This is a genomic window from Nguyenibacter sp. L1 (assembly GCF_035199985.1).
GTDB lineage: Bacteria > Pseudomonadota > Alphaproteobacteria > Acetobacterales > Acetobacteraceae > Gluconacetobacter > Gluconacetobacter vanlangensis.
The window spans coordinates 63,068-81,756 of the sequence record NZ_CP127015.1 but is presented as its reverse complement, the minus strand read 5'-3'; the positions used below and the strand labels follow the sequence as shown (position 1 = coordinate 81,756).

15 protein-coding genes are annotated in these 18,689 nt (G+C 68.9%); 12 read left to right on the top strand and 3 right to left on the bottom strand.

What is annotated here, in order from left to right; all coding sequences use genetic code 11:
• Positions 1-308: 308 nt before the first annotated feature.
• The 6 genes from miaB to QN315_RS00325 all read left to right on the top strand — a co-directional run bounded on the left by miaB (position 309) and on the right by QN315_RS00325 (position 9,763).
• Complete coding sequence (miaB, locus tag QN315_RS00350) at positions 309-1,688, top strand: tRNA (N6-isopentenyl adenosine(37)-C2)-methylthiotransferase MiaB (RefSeq protein ID WP_323993695.1); 1,380 nt, start codon at positions 309-311, stop codon at positions 1,686-1,688.
• Positions 1,689-1,789: 101 nt separating this feature from the next.
• Positions 1,790-2,863: a PhoH family protein gene (locus tag QN315_RS00345; RefSeq protein WP_374729376.1), complete on the top strand. Its 1,074-nt coding sequence runs from the start codon at positions 1,790-1,792 to the stop codon at positions 2,861-2,863.
• A 136-nt stretch (positions 2,864-2,999) separates the two neighbouring features.
• Complete coding sequence (gene ybeY, locus QN315_RS00340) at positions 3,000-3,443, top strand: rRNA maturation RNase YbeY (RefSeq protein ID WP_323991037.1); 444 nt, start codon at positions 3,000-3,002, stop codon at positions 3,441-3,443.
• An 86-nt stretch (positions 3,444-3,529) separates the two neighbouring features.
• Positions 3,530-4,387, top strand: a complete 858-nt coding sequence (locus QN315_RS00335) for a hemolysin family protein (RefSeq protein ID WP_323993692.1) — start codon at positions 3,530-3,532, stop codon at positions 4,385-4,387.
• A gap of 141 nt (positions 4,388-4,528) precedes the next feature.
• A complete protein-coding gene (locus QN315_RS00330) occupies positions 4,529-5,140 on the top strand; it encodes a thioredoxin domain-containing protein (RefSeq protein WP_323991036.1) in 612 nt (203 codons plus the stop codon).
• Between the two features lie 27 nt (positions 5,141-5,167).
• Positions 5,168-9,763, top strand: coding sequence for an AAA family ATPase (locus tag QN315_RS00325; protein WP_323991035.1), 4,596 nt, complete (start codon positions 5,168-5,170; stop codon positions 9,761-9,763).
• Positions 9,764-9,834: 71 nt separating this feature from the next.
• Here the strand turns inward: QN315_RS00325 and QN315_RS00320 are convergent, their stop codons facing one another.
• Positions 9,835-11,403, bottom strand: coding sequence for an acetyl-CoA hydrolase/transferase family protein (locus QN315_RS00320; protein ID WP_323991034.1), 1,569 nt, complete (start codon positions 11,401-11,403; stop codon positions 9,835-9,837).
• 634 nt (positions 11,404-12,037) lie between these two features.
• On the opposite strand from QN315_RS00320, the gene QN315_RS00315 reads away from it, so the two are divergent.
• The 4 genes from QN315_RS00315 (at position 12,038) to gltA (ending at position 15,339) form a co-directional block, all read left to right on the top strand.
• Positions 12,038-12,850 carry a metallophosphoesterase gene (locus QN315_RS00315; RefSeq protein WP_176639079.1) on the top strand — a complete coding sequence of 271 codons (813 nt, stop codon included), beginning with the start codon at positions 12,038-12,040 and terminating at the stop codon, positions 12,848-12,850.
• A gap of 73 nt (positions 12,851-12,923) precedes the next feature.
• Positions 12,924-13,262: a chorismate mutase gene (locus QN315_RS00310; protein WP_323993689.1), complete on the top strand. Its 339-nt coding sequence runs from the start codon at positions 12,924-12,926 to the stop codon at positions 13,260-13,262.
• Positions 13,263-13,275: 13 nt separating this feature from the next.
• Positions 13,276-13,821, top strand: coding sequence for a histidine phosphatase family protein (locus QN315_RS00305; RefSeq protein ID WP_323991033.1), 546 nt, complete (start codon positions 13,276-13,278; stop codon positions 13,819-13,821).
• Positions 13,822-14,040: 219 nt separating this feature from the next.
• Positions 14,041-15,339 carry a citrate synthase gene (gene gltA / locus QN315_RS00300; RefSeq protein WP_323991032.1) on the top strand — a complete coding sequence of 433 codons (1,299 nt, stop codon included), beginning with the start codon at positions 14,041-14,043 and terminating at the stop codon, positions 15,337-15,339.
• An 80-nt stretch (positions 15,340-15,419) separates the two neighbouring features.
• Here gltA and QN315_RS00295 read toward each other — a convergent pair whose 3' ends face one another.
• Positions 15,420-15,668 (bottom strand): hypothetical protein, encoded by a 249-nt coding sequence (locus QN315_RS00295; RefSeq protein WP_218064195.1) that lies wholly within the window; start codon positions 15,666-15,668, stop codon positions 15,420-15,422.
• Between the two features lie 218 nt (positions 15,669-15,886).
• Here QN315_RS00295 and QN315_RS00290 point away from each other — a divergent pair, with 218 nt between their 5' ends.
• On the top strand, positions 15,887-16,648 hold the full coding sequence (locus QN315_RS00290; protein WP_323991031.1) for an orotate phosphoribosyltransferase: 762 nt from the start codon (positions 15,887-15,889) through the stop codon (positions 16,646-16,648).
• 9 nt (positions 16,649-16,657) lie between these two features.
• Positions 16,658-17,509 (top strand): aspartate/glutamate racemase family protein, encoded by an 852-nt coding sequence (locus QN315_RS00285; protein ID WP_323991030.1) that lies wholly within the window; start codon positions 16,658-16,660, stop codon positions 17,507-17,509.
• 81 nt (positions 17,510-17,590) lie between these two features.
• Here the strand turns inward: QN315_RS00285 and QN315_RS00280 are convergent, their stop codons facing one another.
• Positions 17,591-18,667 (bottom strand): polyprenyl synthetase family protein, encoded by a 1,077-nt coding sequence (locus QN315_RS00280; protein ID WP_374729254.1) that lies wholly within the window; start codon positions 18,665-18,667, stop codon positions 17,591-17,593.
• Between the last annotated feature and the right edge of the window lie 22 nt (positions 18,668-18,689).

Here is an 18,689-nt window from a genome sequence, read left to right as displayed (position 1 = left end):
ATTTATAAGGCAATGATTTGACGCGACGACAGAAAAACGGGGCTGGCGGTTTTTTGTTGCGGGAATTGGAGGTTCATCTTGACAATCCCGCCGTATCTTTGCCTGATCGATGCAGAGACGCTCGCAGCACCCGGTATCGCAGGGGGAGATTCGCCGCGTGATGATCCTGTTCCATCCCGGCATGGCCGGCACCGGGCCTTGACCCGAAGCTTGACACATATGATGTGTTCCCGCGCCTGCGCGGGATGGTCCGGCGGCGCGACCAGGAAGCCAGTACCGTGACCGAACAGCCTGCCAGCCCCATTGCCATGGAAAAGAATGCCGTGCCCGAGACGCGGGGCCTGCATGTCATCACCTGGGGCTGCCAGATGAACGTCTATGACAGCGCGCGGATGACCGACGTGCTGCGGCCGCTGGGCTATCGCCCCGTCGCGGCGCCCGACGACGCCGACATGGTCATCTTGAATACCTGCCACATCCGGGACCGCGCGGCCGAGAAGGTGTTTTCCGAACTGGGGCGGCTGCGCCTGGTGAAGGAGGCGCGGGCGGCCGAGGGGCGCGAGACCGTGCTGGCGGTTGCGGGGTGCGTGGCGCAGGCGGAAGGCCGGGAGATCCTGGCGCGCGCGCCGTTCGTCGATATCGTGCTGGGGCCGCAGACCTATCACCGCCTGCCGGAGATGGTGGCGCGCGCGGCGCGGGCGGCCGGCGCGGTGATCGACACCGATTTTCCGGCCGAGCAGAAATTCGATTTTCTGCCCGACGCGCAGGCGCCGCAGACGCCCGGCGGGCTGACGGCGTTCCTGACCATCCAGGAAGGGTGCGACAAGTTCTGCTCGTTCTGCGTGGTGCCCTATACGCGGGGGGCGGAAGCCAGCCGGCCGGTGGCGTCGGTGCTGCGCGAGGCGCGGCGCCTGGTCGAGTCCGGGGCGCGCGAGATCACGCTGCTGGGCCAGAACGTGAATGCCTATCACGGCGAAGGGCCGGACGGCCGGAGCTGGGGGCTGGCCCGGCTGGCCGAGGCGCTGTCCGGCATCCCGGGCCTGGCGCGCATCCGCTATACCACGTCGCATCCGCGCGACATGGACGATGCGCTGATCGCGGCCCATCGCGACCTGCCGGCGCTGATGCCGTTCCTGCACCTGCCGGTGCAGTCAGGGTCGGACCGGATTCTGGATGCGATGAATCGCGGCCATACGGCGGCGGAGTACCGCGACATCGTGCTGCGGCTGCGCGACGCGCGGCCGGATATCGCGCTGTCGTCGGATTTCATCGTCGGCCATCCGGGCGAGACCGACGCCGATTTCGAGGCGACGCTGCAACTGATCCGCGATGTCGGTTTCGCGCAGGCGTTTTCGTTCAAATATTCCCCCCGTCCCGGCACGCCGGCCGCCGGCGCGCCGCTGCAGATCGCGGAAGACGTCAAGGACGCCCGCCTGCAGGCGCTGCAGGCGCTGCTGCGCGAGCAGCAGGATGCGTTCAATGCCGCGACGGTGGGGCGCGTGGTTCCGGTCCTGTTCACCGGGCACGGGCGCAAGGCGGGGCAACTGGCCGGCCGTTCGCCCTATCTTCAACCCGTGCATGTGAACGGGCCGGACGGCCTGATCGGCCAGATCGTCAACGTGGAGATCCGTGAGCGATACACCAATTCGTTGAGTGGAACCCTCGTACAGGAGAGAGCCTTCGCTTGAGTGAACAGACGGTAGCAGAAATCCTGTCCGGCCGCCGCCCGACCCGGGTGCGCGACCATCACGATCCGTCCCGCCATGGCGGCATGAGCGCCACGCGGACGATTACCCTGCAATTCGACGACAATGCCAGGCTGGCGATGCTCGTCGGGGATCACGACCGTCACCTGCTTCACCTTGAACGCGGATTCGACGTCCGGCTGTCCTGCCGGGGGAATCGCGTGGCCATCAGCGGCACGCCGGACCGCGTGGAGATCGCCCGGTCGGCGCTGAATGCGCTGTATCACAAGCTGGAACGGGCGAACGGGCTGGATAGCGGCGAGGTCGATGCCGCGATCCGCATGGCCGCCGCCCATCACACCCGGCCGCACACGATGGCCACCCACACGGTATCCGACGGACGGACGCGCATGCCGCACGATGCCCCGCACCTGCCCGACCCGCACCGGCTGACGCTGCCGGAACTACCCGCGATCCGCACGCGGCGCGGCGCGATCGCCCCGCGTTCGGCCGGGCAGACGGCCTATATGGAAATGCTGGCGCAGACCGAGATGGTGTTCGGCGTCGGCCCCGCCGGCACCGGCAAGACCTATCTGGCGGTGGCCCAGGCGGTGGCGATGCTGATGGCCGGGCAGGTGGACAGGATCGTGCTGTCGCGCCCGGCCGTCGAGGCCGGCGAGCGGCTGGGATTCCTGCCCGGGGACATGAAGGACAAGATCGACCCGTATCTGCGCCCGCTCTATGACGCGCTGCACGACATGATGCCGGGCGACCAGGTGGTGCGCCGCATGGGCACGGGCGAGATCGAGGTCGCGCCCCTGGCCTTCATGCGCGGGCGGACGCTGGCCCATAGTTTCGTCATTCTGGACGAGGCGCAGAACACTACGACCGCCCAGATGAAGATGTTCCTGACCCGCATGGGCACCGGCACGCGCATGGTGGTGACCGGCGATCTGAGCCAGGTCGACCTGCCGGCGGGCGTGCCGTCGGGCCTGCGCGATGCCGTGGACACGCTGGAAGGGCTGCCCGGAATCAGCATCATGCGCTTCGAATCCCGCGACGTGGTGCGACACCCGCTGGTCGCGCGCATCGTGGACGCCTATGATCAGCGTGCGGCGGCCGAACGGGATATGTCCCGCAGCAGGGCGCGCCGGGAGAACAATGGAACCGCGAAGTAGTCAGACCCGGGTCGAACCAGACGGGGTCCCTAGAAAAACGCCGGCGGCCGGTCTGGCCGCCGGCCTTCCTCCTTCTGTCCTGCGGGACGGACCTGAATGCGAGGTTATCATCGCCGACGCCCGCTGGCACGGAGTCGTGCCGGGCGTGGCGGCGCTGGTGCGCCGCACGGCGTTGGCCGCCTGGGCCGGCACCGGGCCGGCGGCGGTGACGATCGCGCTGGACAATGACCGGACGATCCGGCGGCTGAATGCCCGGCATCGCGACCGGAACAAGCCGACCAATGTCCTGACGTTCGAATATCCGGGAGACTATCCCAGCGAACATGCGGGCGGGCCGACGGGCGGCGACATCATGATCGCGCTGGAGACGGTGCGGCGCGAGGCGCAGGCCGCCGGCCGGCCGATCCGCCACCATCTGGCGCATCTGGTGGTCCATGGCATCCTGCATCTGCGGGGGCATGACCATCACCAGGCCGGCGAGGCCAGGCGGATGGAAATGGCGGAATCCAGGATCCTGGGCCGGCTGTCCGTACCCAACCCGTGGAAATACCGCGCAGGCATCGCGGGGGGTGGACAGTGAACCACGCTTCGCCCGACCCTGCCGTACCCGAAGGCGGGCCGGGCCGGGCCGATGAGGCCCATCCGCAGCGTCAGCGCGGAAAGGGGCTGCTTTCGCTGTTCGGCCGGCGGCGCGTCGAGCAGGGATTGCGCCATTCGATCGCCGCCCTGGTGCAGGAAGCCGACGACGCGGAAGGCGACGGCGGGGATAGCGGTTCGGAACTGGACCGGCAGGAACGCGCGCTGATCGCCAACGTGCTGCGGCTGCGCGGCATTACCGCCGACGACGTGATGGTGCCGCGCGCCGATATCGTGGCGATGCCGGTGACGCTGAGCCTGGACGAGGCGCTGGCGCTGATGCGCCGCGAGAACCATTCGCGCATGCCGGTCTATCGCGAGCAACTGGACGACATCGTGGGCATGATCCATGTGAAGGATCTGATCGCCTATGCCGGCACCAGCGAGGCGTTCAGCGTGGAGGCGCTGCTGCGCCAGCCGCTGATGGTCGCGCCGCAGATCCCGGTGCTGGACCTGCTGCTGCAGATGCGGCAGCGCCGGGTCCACCTGGCGCTGGTGATCGACGAATATGGCGGCATCGACGGGCTGGTGACCATCGAGGACCTGGTGGAGACGATCGTCGGCGACATTTCCGACGAACATGACGAGCCCACCGCCGTGCTGATCCAGGAACGGCCGGACGGGACATTCGACGTGGATGCGCGGCTGCCGGTGGGAGAGTTCGAGGCCAGGATGGGGTCGATCCTGACGGAGGCCGAACGCGAGGCGGAAATCGAGACCGTGGGCGGGCTGGTGTTCTATCTGGCCGGGCATGTCCCGACACGGGGCGAGGTGCTGACCCACGAGAGCGGGCTGGTATTCCGGGTGCTGGATGCGGATTCGCTGCATATCCGCAAGGTCCGGGTCCGTCCCCCGCCGCCGGCCGCTTCCCCCGCGCCCGCGCCCTGACGAACCGACCCGTCGCGGCCGGTGCCCCCGGCCGGTACCCCCCTGGCCGCGCCATCTTGACGCCTGCCCGCTTTGTGGGCTCTGTCGCTTCCTTGACGTGAGCCGTCCCGTTCGTACCCGCATGCCGGAGCCAGTTCAGCCATGCCCGTGACCCGCCGCACCCTGATCGCGACCGTGCCCCCTGCCCTTATGGCGAGTTGGGGTAGCGGCGCCCGTGCCGCGGCCGACCCGCGCATGGCCGTCCGCGCGGCCGGCAACCCCAACGCGAAGGTGCATGTCGAAGAGTGGTTTTCGCTGACCTGCACCCATTGCGCCCGATTCGCGATGGAAGTGTTTCCGGAGGTCCGCAGCAAGCTGATCGATACCGGCAAGGTCTATTATGTCTTCCGCGACTTCCCGCTGGACCAGGTGGCGCTGGCGGCGGCGATGGTCGCGCGCAGCCTGCCGCCCGAGCGGTACGAGCCCTTCGTGCTGTCGCTGCTGTCCAGCCAGGATCGCTGGGCCTTCGCCCGCGACGTCAACCCGCAGGACGAATTGCAGAAGATGGCCGCGCTGGCGGGAATGCCCGCCGAGCTGTTCCGGAAGACGCTGGCCGACGACACGCTGCGCCAGGCGATCATGGACGAGGAAAACCGCGCGCAGGCCCAGTACAAGATCGAAGGCACGCCGACCTTCCGCTTCAACGACACGGTGCAGGTCGGGCAGGAAATGACGTACGACGAATTCGCGCAGAAGGTCGCGTCGCTCGCCTGATCCGGCTGCCGGCGCTATGACCATCCGATGACTGCCCGCTTCGTCCGCCTGCGTATCGCGGGATTCAAGAGCTTCGCCGACCCGGTTTCGGTCGATATCCTGCCCGGCCTGACCGGGATCGTCGGCCCGAACGGCTGCGGCAAGTCCAATGTCGTCGAGGCGCTGCGCTGGGCGATGGGCGAGAGTTCCGCCCGGTCGCTGCGCGGCGGCGAGATGGATGACCTGATCTTCGCCGGGACGGCCGCGCGGGCGGCGCGCAACCTGGCTGAAGTGACGCTGACGCTGGAAGGCACGACGGGCATCGCGCCGCCGCCGCTGCACGACCAGGACGAATTGCAGATCAGTCGCCGGGCCGAGCGCAGCGCCGGCAGCGATTACCGCGTCAACAGCAAGCCGATCCGCGCGCGCGACGTGCAGACCCTGTTCGCCGACCTGGCGTCCGGCGCGCGGTCGTCGGCCATGGTCAGCCAGGGGCGGGTTTCGGCGCTGGTCAATGCGCGGCCAGAGGAGCGGCGTTCGATCCTGGAGGAAGCGGCCGGCATTACCGGCCTGCATGCCCGCCGGCACGAGGCCGAGCTGAAGCTGCGGGCCACGGAAGCCAACCTGGCACGCGCCGAGGATCTGCGCGTGCAACTGGAAGGGCATCTGGACAATCTGCGCGGCCAGTCGCAGCAGGCCAGGCGCTATCGCGAATTGTCGTCGGGCCTGCGCGAGGCCGAGATCAGCCTGCTGGCCCTGCTGCATGCCCGGGCGCGCCTGGCGGTGGAACGCGCGGGGCAGGCCGCGCGCCAGGCGCGGCAGGCCCTGGGCGACGCCGAGGAAGCCGCCGAAAACGCGGTCATGGCCGAATTCGAGGCCAATCGCGACCTGCCGGCGCTGCGCGGCCGGGCGGATGAGAGCCGCACCGTGCTGGAACGCCAGAAAATCCTGGCCGAGAACATCGCCCAGGAAGAACAGCGCGCGGCCGACGCGGCGCGCGCCGCCGCGACGCGGCTGCAGGACGGCGAGAGCGATCATCGCGCTGCTTCGGCCCGCGCGGCCGACGCCGGCGAAACCGTCGCCCGGCTGGAAAAGGAGCATGCGGCGCTGGAGGCGCGCCTGACGGCGCTGCCCGAAGAGATCGGGCGCGCCGACACCGCGCTGGCCGCCGCGACGGGGGAGGTGCGCGCATGCGAGCAGGCGCTGGAACAGGCGACGGCCGCCGCCACCACGGCACAGGCCCGCGCCACCCAGGTGGCCGAGACCCATCGGGAGGCGGAGACCCGTCACGCGCGCCTGGCTGCGCAAAGCACGCAATTGGCGGCAGAACTGGCGGCGTTGCGTGCCGGCCTGCCGGACCAGGCGGCGCTGGACGCCCAGGCCGCCGAACTGGCCGCGGCGACCGAGGCACTGGCCCGGGCACGGGCGGCCCAGGATGCGGCGGGCCAGGAGCATGCCGATGCGACCCTGGCCGCGAACCTGGCGCGCGACCAGGCGGCCGAGGCCCGGCGCCGGCATGAGGATTTGCGCCGCGTCCTGACGCAGGCCGACCAGCGCGCCCGCGCGCTGCGCGACGAGCAGGACGCGTTGCTGCGGCGCGAGGCGGAGGCCCGGTCCCGACTGGTGGACCGGGATCGACGGGATGCGTTACGGGGCGGGCTGGCGGATGCGCAGGCCGCGCTGGATGCCGCGCGCGCGGCGCTGGAGCAGGCGGAGCTGGAGCGCCAGGCCGCGTCGGCCGCGCAGATGGAGGCACGCGCGCGCCTGCAGGAAGCCGCCACCCGCCGTACCGCTCTGCAGAACGCCTTGCGCGCCGCCGAATCCGCCCAGTCGCGCGCCCAGGCGCGCCGCCAGGCCCTGGACGGCGAACTGGCGCAGGCACGGGATGCCGCGATCGATCCGGAGCGGCTGGCCCAGGCCCGCGCCGCGCGCGAGACCGGCGAGCGGGACCTGGCCGAGGCCGGCCAGGTCCTGTCGGCTGCCGAGACGGCGTTGAGCGCCGCCCAGGCCGACCGGGATGCTGCCGCGCAGCACCTGGCGACGATGACGGCGGACCTGTCGCGCCTGGATGCCCAGGCCGAGGGGCTGGCCCAGGCCCTGTCGACCGGACAAGGCGAGTCACCCTTCCGCCCCATCGTGGATGACATAAGCGTGCCGGAAGGGCTGGAATCCGCGCTGGCCGCCGCCTTGGCCGAAGGGCTGGACGCGTCCCTGGAGGCGGATGCGCCGTGCCGGTGGCACGACCTGTCGCCGCCTGCCCTGCTTCAACCTGCCCTGCTTCAATCTGCCCTGGCCCTGCCTGCCTTGGCCCAACCCGCCCCAGCCCTGCCGGGCGACGGGACGATCGCCTTGTCCGACCTGGTGACCGCGCCGCCGGCGCTGGCCCGTGCGCTGGCGGCGATCGGGCTGCTGGCCGACGGGGCGGATGGCGCGGGGTTGCAGGCCGCGTTGCACCCCGGGCAGAGCCTGGTGAACCGGGAAGGCGGCCTGTGGCGCTGGGACGGCTATCGCATGGCGGCCGGCCAGCCCAGCCGTGCGGCCATGCTGATGCAGCAGCGCAACCGGCTGCGCGAGGCCGAGGCGGCCCGCGCGGCGAAGCGCGCGGAACTGCCGGCGGCGGAAGCCGCCCTGGCCGTTTCGGACGCCGCGCGGGCCGAGGCGGGCGCGGCGCTGGCCCGGGCCCGCGCCCGGAATGCGCAGGTCGAGACCATGCTGCGCCAAATGCGGGCGGAAGAAGCCGAGATCAGCCGGCTGGACGCGACCGCGCGGGCACGGCTGGATACCGTGCTGCCCCAGCATGAGCAGGCGGCGCAGGCCCTGACCGAGGCCGAGGCGCAACTGGCCGCGGCCCGGACCGCGCTGGAGGCGTTGCCCGACGCCGCCAGCCTGGCCGGCGCGCATGAGACGGCGCGCCGGCGCGAGCAGGACGCCCAGGCGGCCGAGGCTGCCGCCCGCGAAGCCCGGCGCGGCGCCGAGACCGCGCTGGAGCAGGCCCGCCGTGCCGACAGCGAAACGACGGCGCGGCATGGCGAGGCCGAGACGCGGCTGGCGACCATCGCGCCAGAATTGCAGCGGATCGCCCGTGAGGCCGAAGCCGCCGAGGCCGCGCGCATCGAGGCGGACGCGGCGCTGGCCGCCCTGCCGCCGGTCACGGTGGCGCAGGACGCGCAGGAGGCGGCCGAACGGCGGGCGCGGCAGGCGGCCCAGGCGCAGGAGGACGCGCGCGGCGCCCGCCAGGCGGCCGAAAGCGCGCTGGAGCAGGCGCAGGACGCCCATGCGCGGCAGCGCGCGTCGGTGCTGGAGATCCGTAGCACGCTGGACGCGCAGGCGCCGCGCCTGACGGCGCTGGAGCAGGAACGCGACGAGGCGGAAACCCAACTGGCGCGGGTGTCGGCCGAGCGCGATGCCCTGCCCGACCTGGACGCGATCGCCGCCGCGCTGGCGGCGGCGCGCGAGGGCGTCGCGGCCGCCCGCGCAGCCGAGGATACGGCCCGGCAGCATCGATCCGCCCTGCTGGCCGAGATGCAGGCCGCGCAGGGACGCAAGGCCGGGCTGCAGGATGGGCTGGCCGAATGGACGGCGCGGCGCGATGCCGCCATCGCCGAACTGGCGCAGAGCACGGCGCGCCTGGAGGCGACCCGCGCCGAACATGCGCGCCTGGCGGCGCTGCCCGACGAGGTGACGCGTACGCGCGCGACGTCGCGCGCGGCGCTGGCGCAAGCCGAGGCCGGGCATGCCGATGCCGCCGGCGCCCTGGCGGCGGCGGAGCGCGCGCTGGCCGACGCCCAGGCGGGACGCCGGGATGCCGAAGCGACCCTGGCGGGGGCACGCGAGGCCCTGCTGCGTGCCGAAGGACGCCATGAGCAGGCCGAGGCGATCCTGGCGCAATTGCTGGCCGATACGCCGGAACCGCCCGGTATCGTGCCGCCCGACCTGACCGAAGCCGCCGAGACGAGCCTGCGCCGCAAGATCGCGCGCTTGACGCGCGAGCGCGAGGAGATGGGGCCGGTCAATTTGCGTGCCGAACTGGAGGCCGACGAGGCGGAAACCCGCATTACCACCATCCGCAACGAGAAGGACGAACTGGAGTCCGCGATCGCGAGGCTGCGCGGTTCGATCGGCGCGCTGAACCGGGAGGGGCGCGAGCGGCTGCTGGCGGTCTTTACCGAGGTGGACCAGCATTTCCAGTCGCTGTTCGCGCGCATGTTCAATGGCGGGCGGGCGCATCTGGGCATGGTCGGCAATGACGACCCGCTGCAGGCGGGGCTGGAGATCTATGCCCAGCCGCCGGGCAAGAAGCTGGCGACGCTGTCGCTGCTGTCGGGCGGCGAGCAGGCGCTGACGGCCCTGTCGCTGATCTTTGCGGTGTTTCGCTGCAATCCGGCACCGATCTGCGTGCTGGACGAAGTCGACGCGCCGCTGGACGATGCCAATGTCGGGCGGTTCTGTGCCCTGCTGTCCGACATGGCGGCCGAGGCGGGAACGCGTTTCCTGGTGGTGACGCATCATCAACTGACCATGGCGCACATGGACCGGCTGTATGGCGTGACCATGCAGGAGCGCGGGGTCAGCCGGGTGCTGTCGGTCAATCTGGACCATGCCGCCACCATGGCGGGACAGTCGCGCGCCGACCTGGACATGTAGGCGGATCGTTCGGGAGAAGAGCGTTCGGGCGCCCCGGCCGCTTCAGCGCGGCGCGGCCGGGGACCGTCGGGTCAGGCGGGCAGCATCGAGCCGGTTTCGATGAAGCGCTGGTGCCAGGAGAGGGATTCGTCCAGCAGGTGCGGCGACTGCCGGCCATAGGAGCCTTCACGCGCGCGGCGGAAATAGTCCAGCAGCATCGGCCGGTAGTCCGGGTGGGCGCAGTTGCGGATGATGGTCTCGGCGCGTTGCCTGGGGGAAAGGCCGCGCAGGTCGGCCAGCCCCTGTTCGGTGACCAGGATCTGGGAGTCCTGGGTGATGTGGTCGACATGCGACGCCATCGGCACGATGGCCGAGATCCGGCCGTGCTTGGCGGTCGATGGCGTCATGAAGACCGACAGGTAGCTGTTGCGCGCGAAATCACCCGAGCCGCCGATTCCGTTCTGGATGTGCGAGCCCATGATCTGAGTAGAATTGACGTTGCCGTAGATGTCGGATTCGATGAGTCCATTCATCGCGATGCATCCCAGGCGGCGGACCAGTTCGGGATGGTTGCTGATTTCCTGCTGGCGCAGGATGATCTTCGTGCGGAATTCGCGCATCCGGGCATTCAGGGCCTCGGCGGCCCCGGGGCTGAGGGAGAAGGCGGTGGCCGAGGCGACGCGCATCTTGCCGGATTCCAGCATGCCCAGCATGCCGTCCTGAATGACCTCGGTAAACGCCGTCAGGTTTTCGAAGGGGCCGTCATCCAGCCCGGCCATCACCGCGTTGGCCACGTTGCCCACCCCCGATTGCAGGGGCAGCAGGGAGGGCGGCAGGCGGCCGCGCGCGACCTCGTGCCGGAAGAATTCCATCAGGTGGCCGGCGATCGCCCGCGCGGCGTCGTCGGGCGGGGCGAAGGGGGCGTTGCGGTCGGGCGCGAAGGTTTCGACCACGGCCACGATTTTCGCCGGGTCGACGCGCAGGGTCGTCTGCCCGATCCGGTCGTCGGGCCGCACCAGAGGGATCGGCTGGCGTTCGGGCGGCAGGGCGGTGCCGTACCAGATGTCGTGCATGCCTTCGAGCGCCGCGTCCTGCCAGCTATTGACCTCGATGATCACCTGGCGGGCCGTGTCCAGCCAGGTCTTGTTGTTGCCGACCGAGGAAGACGGGACGATCGTGCCGTCCTCGCGGATCGCGACGGCCTCGATCACCGCGACGTCCATCCGGCCGAAAAACCCCTGCCAGGTCATGGGCGCCACGTGGCTGAGATGCATGTCCAGATAATCGACCGCGCCCGCGTTGATCAGGCCGCGCAGGACGGGGTCGGAATTATAGGGCATGCGGAAGGCGATGCCGTCGGCCCGGGCCAGGGCGCCATCCAGTTCGGGCCCGGTGGATGCGCCGGTGAGCAGGCGGATGCGGAAGGGGTTTTCCCCCGCTTTTTCAACTCCGGCCCTTTCGGCTTCGGTCCATTCGGCTCCGGTCTTTTTCTCGGCCTCGATGATCGCGGCCAGCGCCTGCGGCACGGCCTTGGGATACCCCGAGCCGGTAAAGCCGCTCATGCCCACCATGGCACCGGGGCGGATGAAGGAGGCCGCCTGTTCGGCCGACGTCACCTTGGCCCGAAAGGCCGTGCTACGGATCCGGCTGTGATCGATCATGGACGCGTTTCCCCCAGTCTTTCTGCTGCAGTTTCTTTCTGCAGCAGTTCTTTCTGCTGCTGTCTTCCTGCCGTTCGGCATGGCGGCCGGGTCCGCACCCGGTCCGACGCGCCATCTGTTCTTTTTCGCGGCGAAGCCGTCACAACAAAAGACTGTTATGAGTCAGCGATGTTTTTAAAGGAAAAACATGATGGTCCGGGCGGCGCGCCGACGGTCCGGCGGTCCGATCCCCCGTCCGGACGCCATGCGCGCGGGCGGGTCCGCATGGCGGACCCGGAACCCGGATTTTTTACATTCTTAGATATTTACGAATGTTTTTAAATACCACCCATCCGGCCGCCATGCGGCCCGTGCACGTGCTCGCCGCATGTCCGGCCCTTGGGCCCGGTCACGTTTCCATATCCGGATCCGGTGCCGCGCGATGCCGCCGCGCGGCGGAAATGGCAGGATGTGAAAGACAGATATCCGGATTCCGAAATATTCATGGACAGGGACGGAGGGTCTCTGGAAGAGGGTCAAGGGGTGCGAAGAACGATCGGGGCATGGCGAAATGCGGAATGCGCCCCATATTCATGAACAATCATCCGGCCCTCTTTTTCCGCTGCCCCCCTGATCCTGCTGCCACCTGACGGACATGCCCCCGAACCAGCCCGCACCATCGTCCAGCCACGCCGAAAGGGCGGTTCCATCCGCCGGGCCGGCGCATGATCCCTCGGCGCATGATCCGCTGGCCATCGCCGCCGGCCGGCTGGCGCTTGAGCGGCTGATCGCCGGGCGGCCGATTCGGGTCGTGGGGGATGTGCATGGCGACCTGCGGGCGTTCGAGCATGCGGCGGCGACGGACCATTTCGTCATCCAACTGGGTGACCTGGTGGATCATGGCCCGGACAGCGCTGGCGTCTTCCGCGTGATGCAGCGTCTGCTGGACGAACGGCGGGGGCTGTTCATCCTGGGCAATCACGACCGCAAGCTGGCGCGCGCCCTGGCGGGGCACAAGATGCGCCATGACGAGCCCCTGACCCAGACGCTGCGGCAATTGCGCGCGCCGGAAAACGCCGACGTGCGCGGTCGGGCGCTGGACGACATCGCGCATGCGCCGGCCTGGGTCGTGCTGGGACGGCGAATCTTCGTCCATGGCGGGTTCCATACCCGGATGCTGAGCGAGGCGCCGCCGCCCGCGCTGGGCGCCGTGACGCCGGTGATGTCGCGCGCCCTGTTCGGCGAGACCACCGGACGCATGCAGAAGGACGGCTATCCCGAGCGGCGGCTGAACTGGGTGGACCATATCCCGGCCGGCTATACCGTCTATTGCGGACATGACAGGCGTTCGACCGATGGGCGCCCGTGGGTGCGCGCCGGCCGCGCGGGCGGCACGTCGGTCTTCGTCGATACGGGGGCCGGAAAAGGCGGGCACCTGGCGTGGATCGATTTGCCCGCGGAGACATGAATGCCTGTATAACGGCATGATCGACAGACAGGAGCATGTTTACGTGAACGACAGGACCGCCGGCGCCACGACCCTGCCGACCGAGGATGCCGACCAGCAGGCCAGGCAGAGCCTGCTGGCCCTGCGTCAGAGCATCGACAATATCGACGCCGCGCTGATCTACATGCTGGCCGAGCGGTTTCGCCATACCAAGGCGGTGGGCGAACTGAAGGCACGGCACAACATGCCCCCCGCCGACCCGGCCCGCGAGGCCGACCAGGTACGCCGGCTGCGCGACCTGGCGGGCGCGGCGCGGCTGGACCCGGATTTCGCCGAGAAGTTCCTGGCCTTCATCATCAAGGAAGTCATCCGCCATCACGAGGCCATCGCGCGCCAATCAGGTAACGGGGCAGGTACGAACGGGCAGGCATGAACGGAGCAGGCTGATGCAGGGCGATGGCCATGATGACGAGGACGATCTGGCGCGCACGCTGGTGCTGATGCGCCATGCGGAAGCCGCCCGCGACGAGCATGGCGCGAAGGGAGACCTGGCCCGCCCGCTGACCCCGGCCGGGCGCCGGGACGCCCATGTGCGGGGAACACAACTGCGCGATATCGGTTTCGTGCCCGATCTGGTCCTGGTCAGCCCGGCGGTGCGCTCGGCCGAGACCTATGACGCGCTGGGGCCGCTTTCGGCCGGCCCGGCGCCCCTGCGGCGGACGGAGGCCGGGCTGTATGAGAACGGCCCGGACGGCATTCTGGAGGTGCTGCGCCTGGCCCCGGAAAAAGCAAGGAACATCATCGTCGTAGGCCATAATCCCGACCTGTACCAACTGGTTCTGGACCTGGCGGGCAAGTCGGTCGACGATCCGGACAAGGCCGTTCTTGCCCGCGGTTTTCCAACCCTGGCGACGGTGTTCTTCGGCGTGCGCGGCCCGTGGCACAAGCTGAAGCGCAAGAGGGTCAGCCTGACCCGGGTGCTATGCGATTGACGGCGTGAAGCCCCCCGCGGGGCGGAGTTGCCACAAGGATCGTTTCGTCTTTATCTCGGCGCACGCCTGCCGCACCGAGGCCGGTACGATCCCGGGAAAACCCGGGTGAACGGCCGCCCGGGTGATTGCATGATTGTCACGCAGAGGACAGCTTCCCGCAGGCTGAGGGACGAGACACCGCCGCACCGCACGGCGGCGGACGACCAGGAGGAGAGCTTGATGACCGAGTCAGGAAAAGTGGCCACCGTCTCGCTGGATGGAAAGACAGCGACGCTGCCGGTCCTTTCGGGAACGCTGGGGCCGGAGGTGCTGGACGTGCGCAGGATCGCCGCCGATCTGGGGGTGTTCACCTTCGATCCCGGCTATGGCGAGACCGCATCATGCGAAAGCAGGATCACCTTCATCGACGGCGGAAAGGGGGTTTTGCTGCATCGGGGCTATCCGATCTCGCAACTGGCGGAGCAGGCGACCTTCACCGAGGTGGCGTACCTGCTGCTGAACGGCGAATTGCCGAACCGCGCGCAGCATGACGCCTTTGTCGCGACCATCCAGACGCATACCCTATTGCACGAACAAATCCGCAATTTCTTCAACGGGTTCCGTCGCGACGCGCATCCGATGGCGATCCTGTGCGGGACGGTCGGCGCATTGTCGGCCTTCTACCATGAAGGCATCGACATCTCGAACGAGGCCAGCCGCACCCTGTCGGCCATGCGCCTGATCGCCAAGCTGCCGACGATCGCGGCCTGGGCGTACAAATATACGCAGGGCGAGGCGTTCGTGTATCCGCGCAACGACCTGACCTATGCCGAGAACTTCCTGTCGATGATGTTCGCGCATCCGTCGGAGCCGTACAAGGTCAATCCGGTGCTGGCGCGCGCCATGGATCGCATTTTGATCCTGCATGCCGATCATGAGCAGAACGCCTCGACCTCGACCGTGCGGCTGGCCGGTTCGACCGGCGCCAACCCGTTTGCCTGCATCGCCGCCGGGATCGCCGCCCTGTGGGGGCCCGCCCATGGCGGGGCGAACGAGGCCGTGCTGAAGATGCTGGCCGAGATCGGCAGCAAGGAGAACATTCCCGACTTCATCGACAAGGTGAAGGACCGCAACAGCGGGGTGCGCCTGATGGGTTTCGGGCACCGGGTCTACAAGAATTTCGATCCGCGCGCGAAGATCATGCAGGCGACCTGCCATGAGGTGCTGGGCGAACTGGGGGTCAAGGACGATCCGTTGCTGGACCTGGCCATCGAACTGGAAAAGATCGCGATCCACGACGACTATTTCGTCAAGCGCAGCCTGTATCCGAATGTCGATTTCTATTCGGGCATCATCCTGAAGGCGATGGGCATTCCGACCAGCATGTTCACCGTGCTGTTCGCGGTGGCGCGTACCGTGGGCTGGATCAGCCAATGGAAGGAAATGATCGAGGAGCCGGCCCAGCGGATCGGCCGTCCGCGCCAGCTTTATACCGGCTCGGCGCAGCGCGATTTCGTGCCGTTCGACCAGCGCGGCTGACGGGACCGGGCGGCCTGTGGCCGCCCTGCCCTATGCCCTCTTCCCCGGCGCGGCTATGGCTGCGCCGCTCGGGACGCAGATCAATTACATTCGCACCCTTGGGTCGGGCCCTTGTCGCGGCGGATGATGTGGTGATCGATCCACTCGGAGACCAGGCGCCGTGCCTCGTTCAGCGAGGCCTCGGGATGGTGGATGCGGTATAAGGTGGTGCAGGCGTGAAAGGCCGACACGTCGCCGGTCCCGATTTCGCGCAGTTCCTGGTACGCGGTCACGACCGCGCGTTCGCAATTCCGCACAATCCGGCCGGTCTCGACGCTCACAATGCCCATCCTTAATTTTGAGAACGATATTTGAGAATGATTTGCAACACGTGGGATATTACCGGCTGGCCGGACGGCAGGCAAGGAAAACCCCGCCGGCGCGCCAGCGCGGGATGCCGCGGCAATTGCCGCCGAACGATGGATTTTCGCATGCGTTCCCGCTAAAGCCACGGAATCTTACGCGCTATGCCCAGATGCGCTATGCCCAGACCGGAGTACCAGGCAGCATGAACGAATCGACAGGATACGGCACCGGCGTCTCGTCCGGTTCCACAGCGTGGGATCGCGACGCGGCGCTGACCACCGCGAAGCTGCTGCTGGAGATCAAGGCCGTGAATTTCCGGCCGGAGGAGCCCTACACCCTGACCTCGGGCTGGAAGTCGCCCGTCTATATCGACTGCCGGCGCATCATCTTCTTCCCGCGCGCCAGAAAAAAGATCGTCGAGCTGGGGGTCGAGAAGATCGGCCGCCATGTCGGATATGAGAGCATCGACGCCGTGGTGGGGGGCGAGACCGCCGGCATTCCGTTCGCCGCGTGGATCGCCGACCGGATGATGGCGCCCATGGCCTATGTCCGCAAGAAGCCCAAGGGATTCGGCCGGAACGCGCAGATCGAGGGCGACGTGCCCGAGGGCATGCGCACGCTGCTGGTCGAGGACCTGACGACCGACGGATCGTCCAAGATCCGCTTCGCCCGCGCCCTGCGCGACGCCGGGGCCATTGTCGACCATACGTTCGTCGTCTTCTTCTATGGCGTGTTTCCGGGATCGCTGCGGACGCTGGCGGACATGAACATCTCGCTGCATGCGCTGTGCACCTGGTGGGACGTGCTGGAAGCCTGCGCCGGGCAGCCCTATTTCTCGGAAAAGGCGGCGGCCGAGGTCCGGCGCTTCCTGGAAGATCCGTGCGGCTGGTCGGCGCGCCATGGCGGGGTGGCCAGCGCCGAGGAAGCCCTGGCATTCAAGGGTGCATCGCAGAGCCAGGGCTGACGATCGCCCATGCCGCCCGCCGCCGCACCGCGGATCCTGGCATTCGATTCCGGCATCGGCGGGTTCGGCATCGTCCGCGCCCTGCGGACGCGGCTGCCCGGCGTGCCGGTCGATTACCTGGCCGACACGGCGGTCTATCCCTATGGCGAGCAGCCTGACCAGGCCTTGGTCCGGCGGATCGTGGCGCTGGTCGGCCGGGCGATCGCGCACATGTCGCCGGACGTGGTGGTCATAGCCTGCAATACGGCCAGCACCCTGGCCCTGGGAGCGTTGCGCGCGCAGTATGCGACGCCCTTCGTCGGGTGTGTGCCCCCCATAAAATGGGCGGGCGAGCTGAGCCGGACGCGGACCATCGGCCTGCTGGCGACGCGGGCGACGGTCGGACGTCCCTATGTCAGTGAATTGCAGCGGCGCTATGCCCCGGACTGCACGCTGCTGGCCCATGGCGCGCGCGGCCTGGCCGACCTGGCCGAGCGGGCGTTCCGGGGGCATGCGATTCCGCAGGAGGCCATCCGGCGCGAACTGGACGGGCTGTTCGGCCAGCCGGGCGGGAGCGCGATCGATGTCGTGGGGATCGGCTGCACCCATTACACGTTCCTGATGGAGCAACTCCGTGCGGCCTCCCCTCGGGGGACGACCTGGCTCGACCCCGCCGATGCCGTGGCGCGGCAGGCCGCGGCCGTTCTGGAGGGCCTGCCGCACGGGACGCGGGACGCGGCCGACGGCATCCAGGCCAGGCCCGAAACCGCTTATTTTACCGCCATGCCCGAGGAATGCGCACGTCTGACCGCCGCCATCGCGCCGTTGGGCTATGCCCCCCCTGCCCTGTTCGCGATGCAAGCGGCGCACTCGGCCGAGTGACCTGCCGCAGCGACCTGCACGGCCGACGAATGAAACCGGACGATATGGCCCCGCGATGGTCCCGCCGTGCGGGGCGAGACATCAGCTTCCGCGACTGACGGTGTAGGCGGCGGTATCCTGCAGCAGCCGGCGCAGATGGCTGTCGGGGAAGATGTCCAGCGCCGCATGCGCCGCCCTTGCGTAGGTGGCGGCGCGATCCAGGGTGGTTTCGATCGCGTCCGTCCGGGCGATCAGGTCCAGCGCGTGGTCCAGGTCTTCGGGCGTCTGTTCGCTGTCTTCGATCACCCGGCGCCAGAACCGGCGGTCCTCCTCGGTGCCGGCCGCGTAGGCGGCCAGGACCGGCAGAGTGATCTTGCCCTCGCGGAAATCGTCGCCGACCGTCTTGCCCAGCACGGCCTGGTCCGCCGCGTAGTCCAGCGCGTCGTCCACAAGCTGGAAGGCCATGCCCAGATTGGTGCCGTAGGCTTCCAGCGCCAATTCCTCGGCCTCGGGCCGCGCGGCGACGACGGCGCCGACGCGGCAGGCGGCGGCGAACAGGGCGGCGGTCTTGCCGTGGATGACCTCCAGATACTGGTCGACCGAGGTCGAGAGGTCGTTCTGCGTGGACATCTGCAGGACCTCGCCCTCGGAAATCGTGGCCGAGGCCGAGGAGAGGATCTGCATCACCTTCAGCGAGCCGTCGTCGGTCATCAACTGGAAGGCCCGCGCGAACAGGAAGTCGCCGACCAGCACCGAGGCCTTGTTGCCGAACACGGCATTGGCGCTGGCCAGGCCGCGGCGCAACTGGCTTTCATCGACGACGTCGTCATGCAGCAAGGTCGCGGTGTGGATGAATTCGACGCAGGCGGCCAGGCCGACATGGCGCTGATTCGCGTCGTCGGCCGGGTAGCCGCACAGCCGCGCCGAGGCCAGGGTCAGGAGCGGGCGCAGCCGCTTGCCGCCGGCGGCCACCAGATGGGCCGCCAGTTGCGGGATCAGCGCGACCGGACTGTCCATCCTGGCCACGATCGCGTGGTTGCATGCGGCCATGTCGTCGGCGAGATAGTCCGACAAGGCGCGCAACGCCGTCTCGGCACCGTTAGCCGATGGTTTACCGGCCCCGGTATTCTTCGCGTTTGCCGATTTCTCGGAATCCGGCAGAGTGACTGCGACGCCCAAAAGGTTAAACTCCCCGGTTCCG

Bases quoted from the DNA above. Each gene is read 5' to 3' on its own strand.
- miaB (WP_323993695.1), top strand. From the start codon at position 309: ATGGAAAAGAATGCCGTGCCCGAGACGCGGGGCCTGCATGTCATCACC.
- QN315_RS00330 (WP_323991036.1), top strand. From the start codon at position 4,529: ATGCCCGTGACCCGCCGCACCCTGATCGCGACCGTGCCCCCTGCCCTT.
- QN315_RS00325 (WP_323991035.1), top strand. From the start codon at position 5,168: ATGACTGCCCGCTTCGTCCGCCTGCGTATCGCGGGATTCAAGAGCTTC.
- QN315_RS00320 (WP_323991034.1), bottom strand. From the start codon at position 11,403: ATGATCGATCACAGCCGGATCCGTAGCACGGCCTTTCGGGCCAAGGTG.
- QN315_RS00315 (WP_176639079.1), top strand. From the start codon at position 12,038: ATGCCCCCGAACCAGCCCGCACCATCGTCCAGCCACGCCGAAAGGGCG.
- QN315_RS00305 (WP_323991033.1), top strand. From the start codon at position 13,276: ATGCAGGGCGATGGCCATGATGACGAGGACGATCTGGCGCGCACGCTG.
- gltA (WP_323991032.1), top strand. From the start codon at position 14,041: ATGACCGAGTCAGGAAAAGTGGCCACCGTCTCGCTGGATGGAAAGACA.
- QN315_RS00295 (WP_218064195.1), bottom strand. From the start codon at position 15,668: ATGGGCATTGTGAGCGTCGAGACCGGCCGGATTGTGCGGAATTGCGAA.
- QN315_RS00290 (WP_323991031.1), top strand. From the start codon at position 15,887: ATGAACGAATCGACAGGATACGGCACCGGCGTCTCGTCCGGTTCCACA.
- QN315_RS00285 (WP_323991030.1), top strand. From the start codon at position 16,658: ATGCCGCCCGCCGCCGCACCGCGGATCCTGGCATTCGATTCCGGCATC.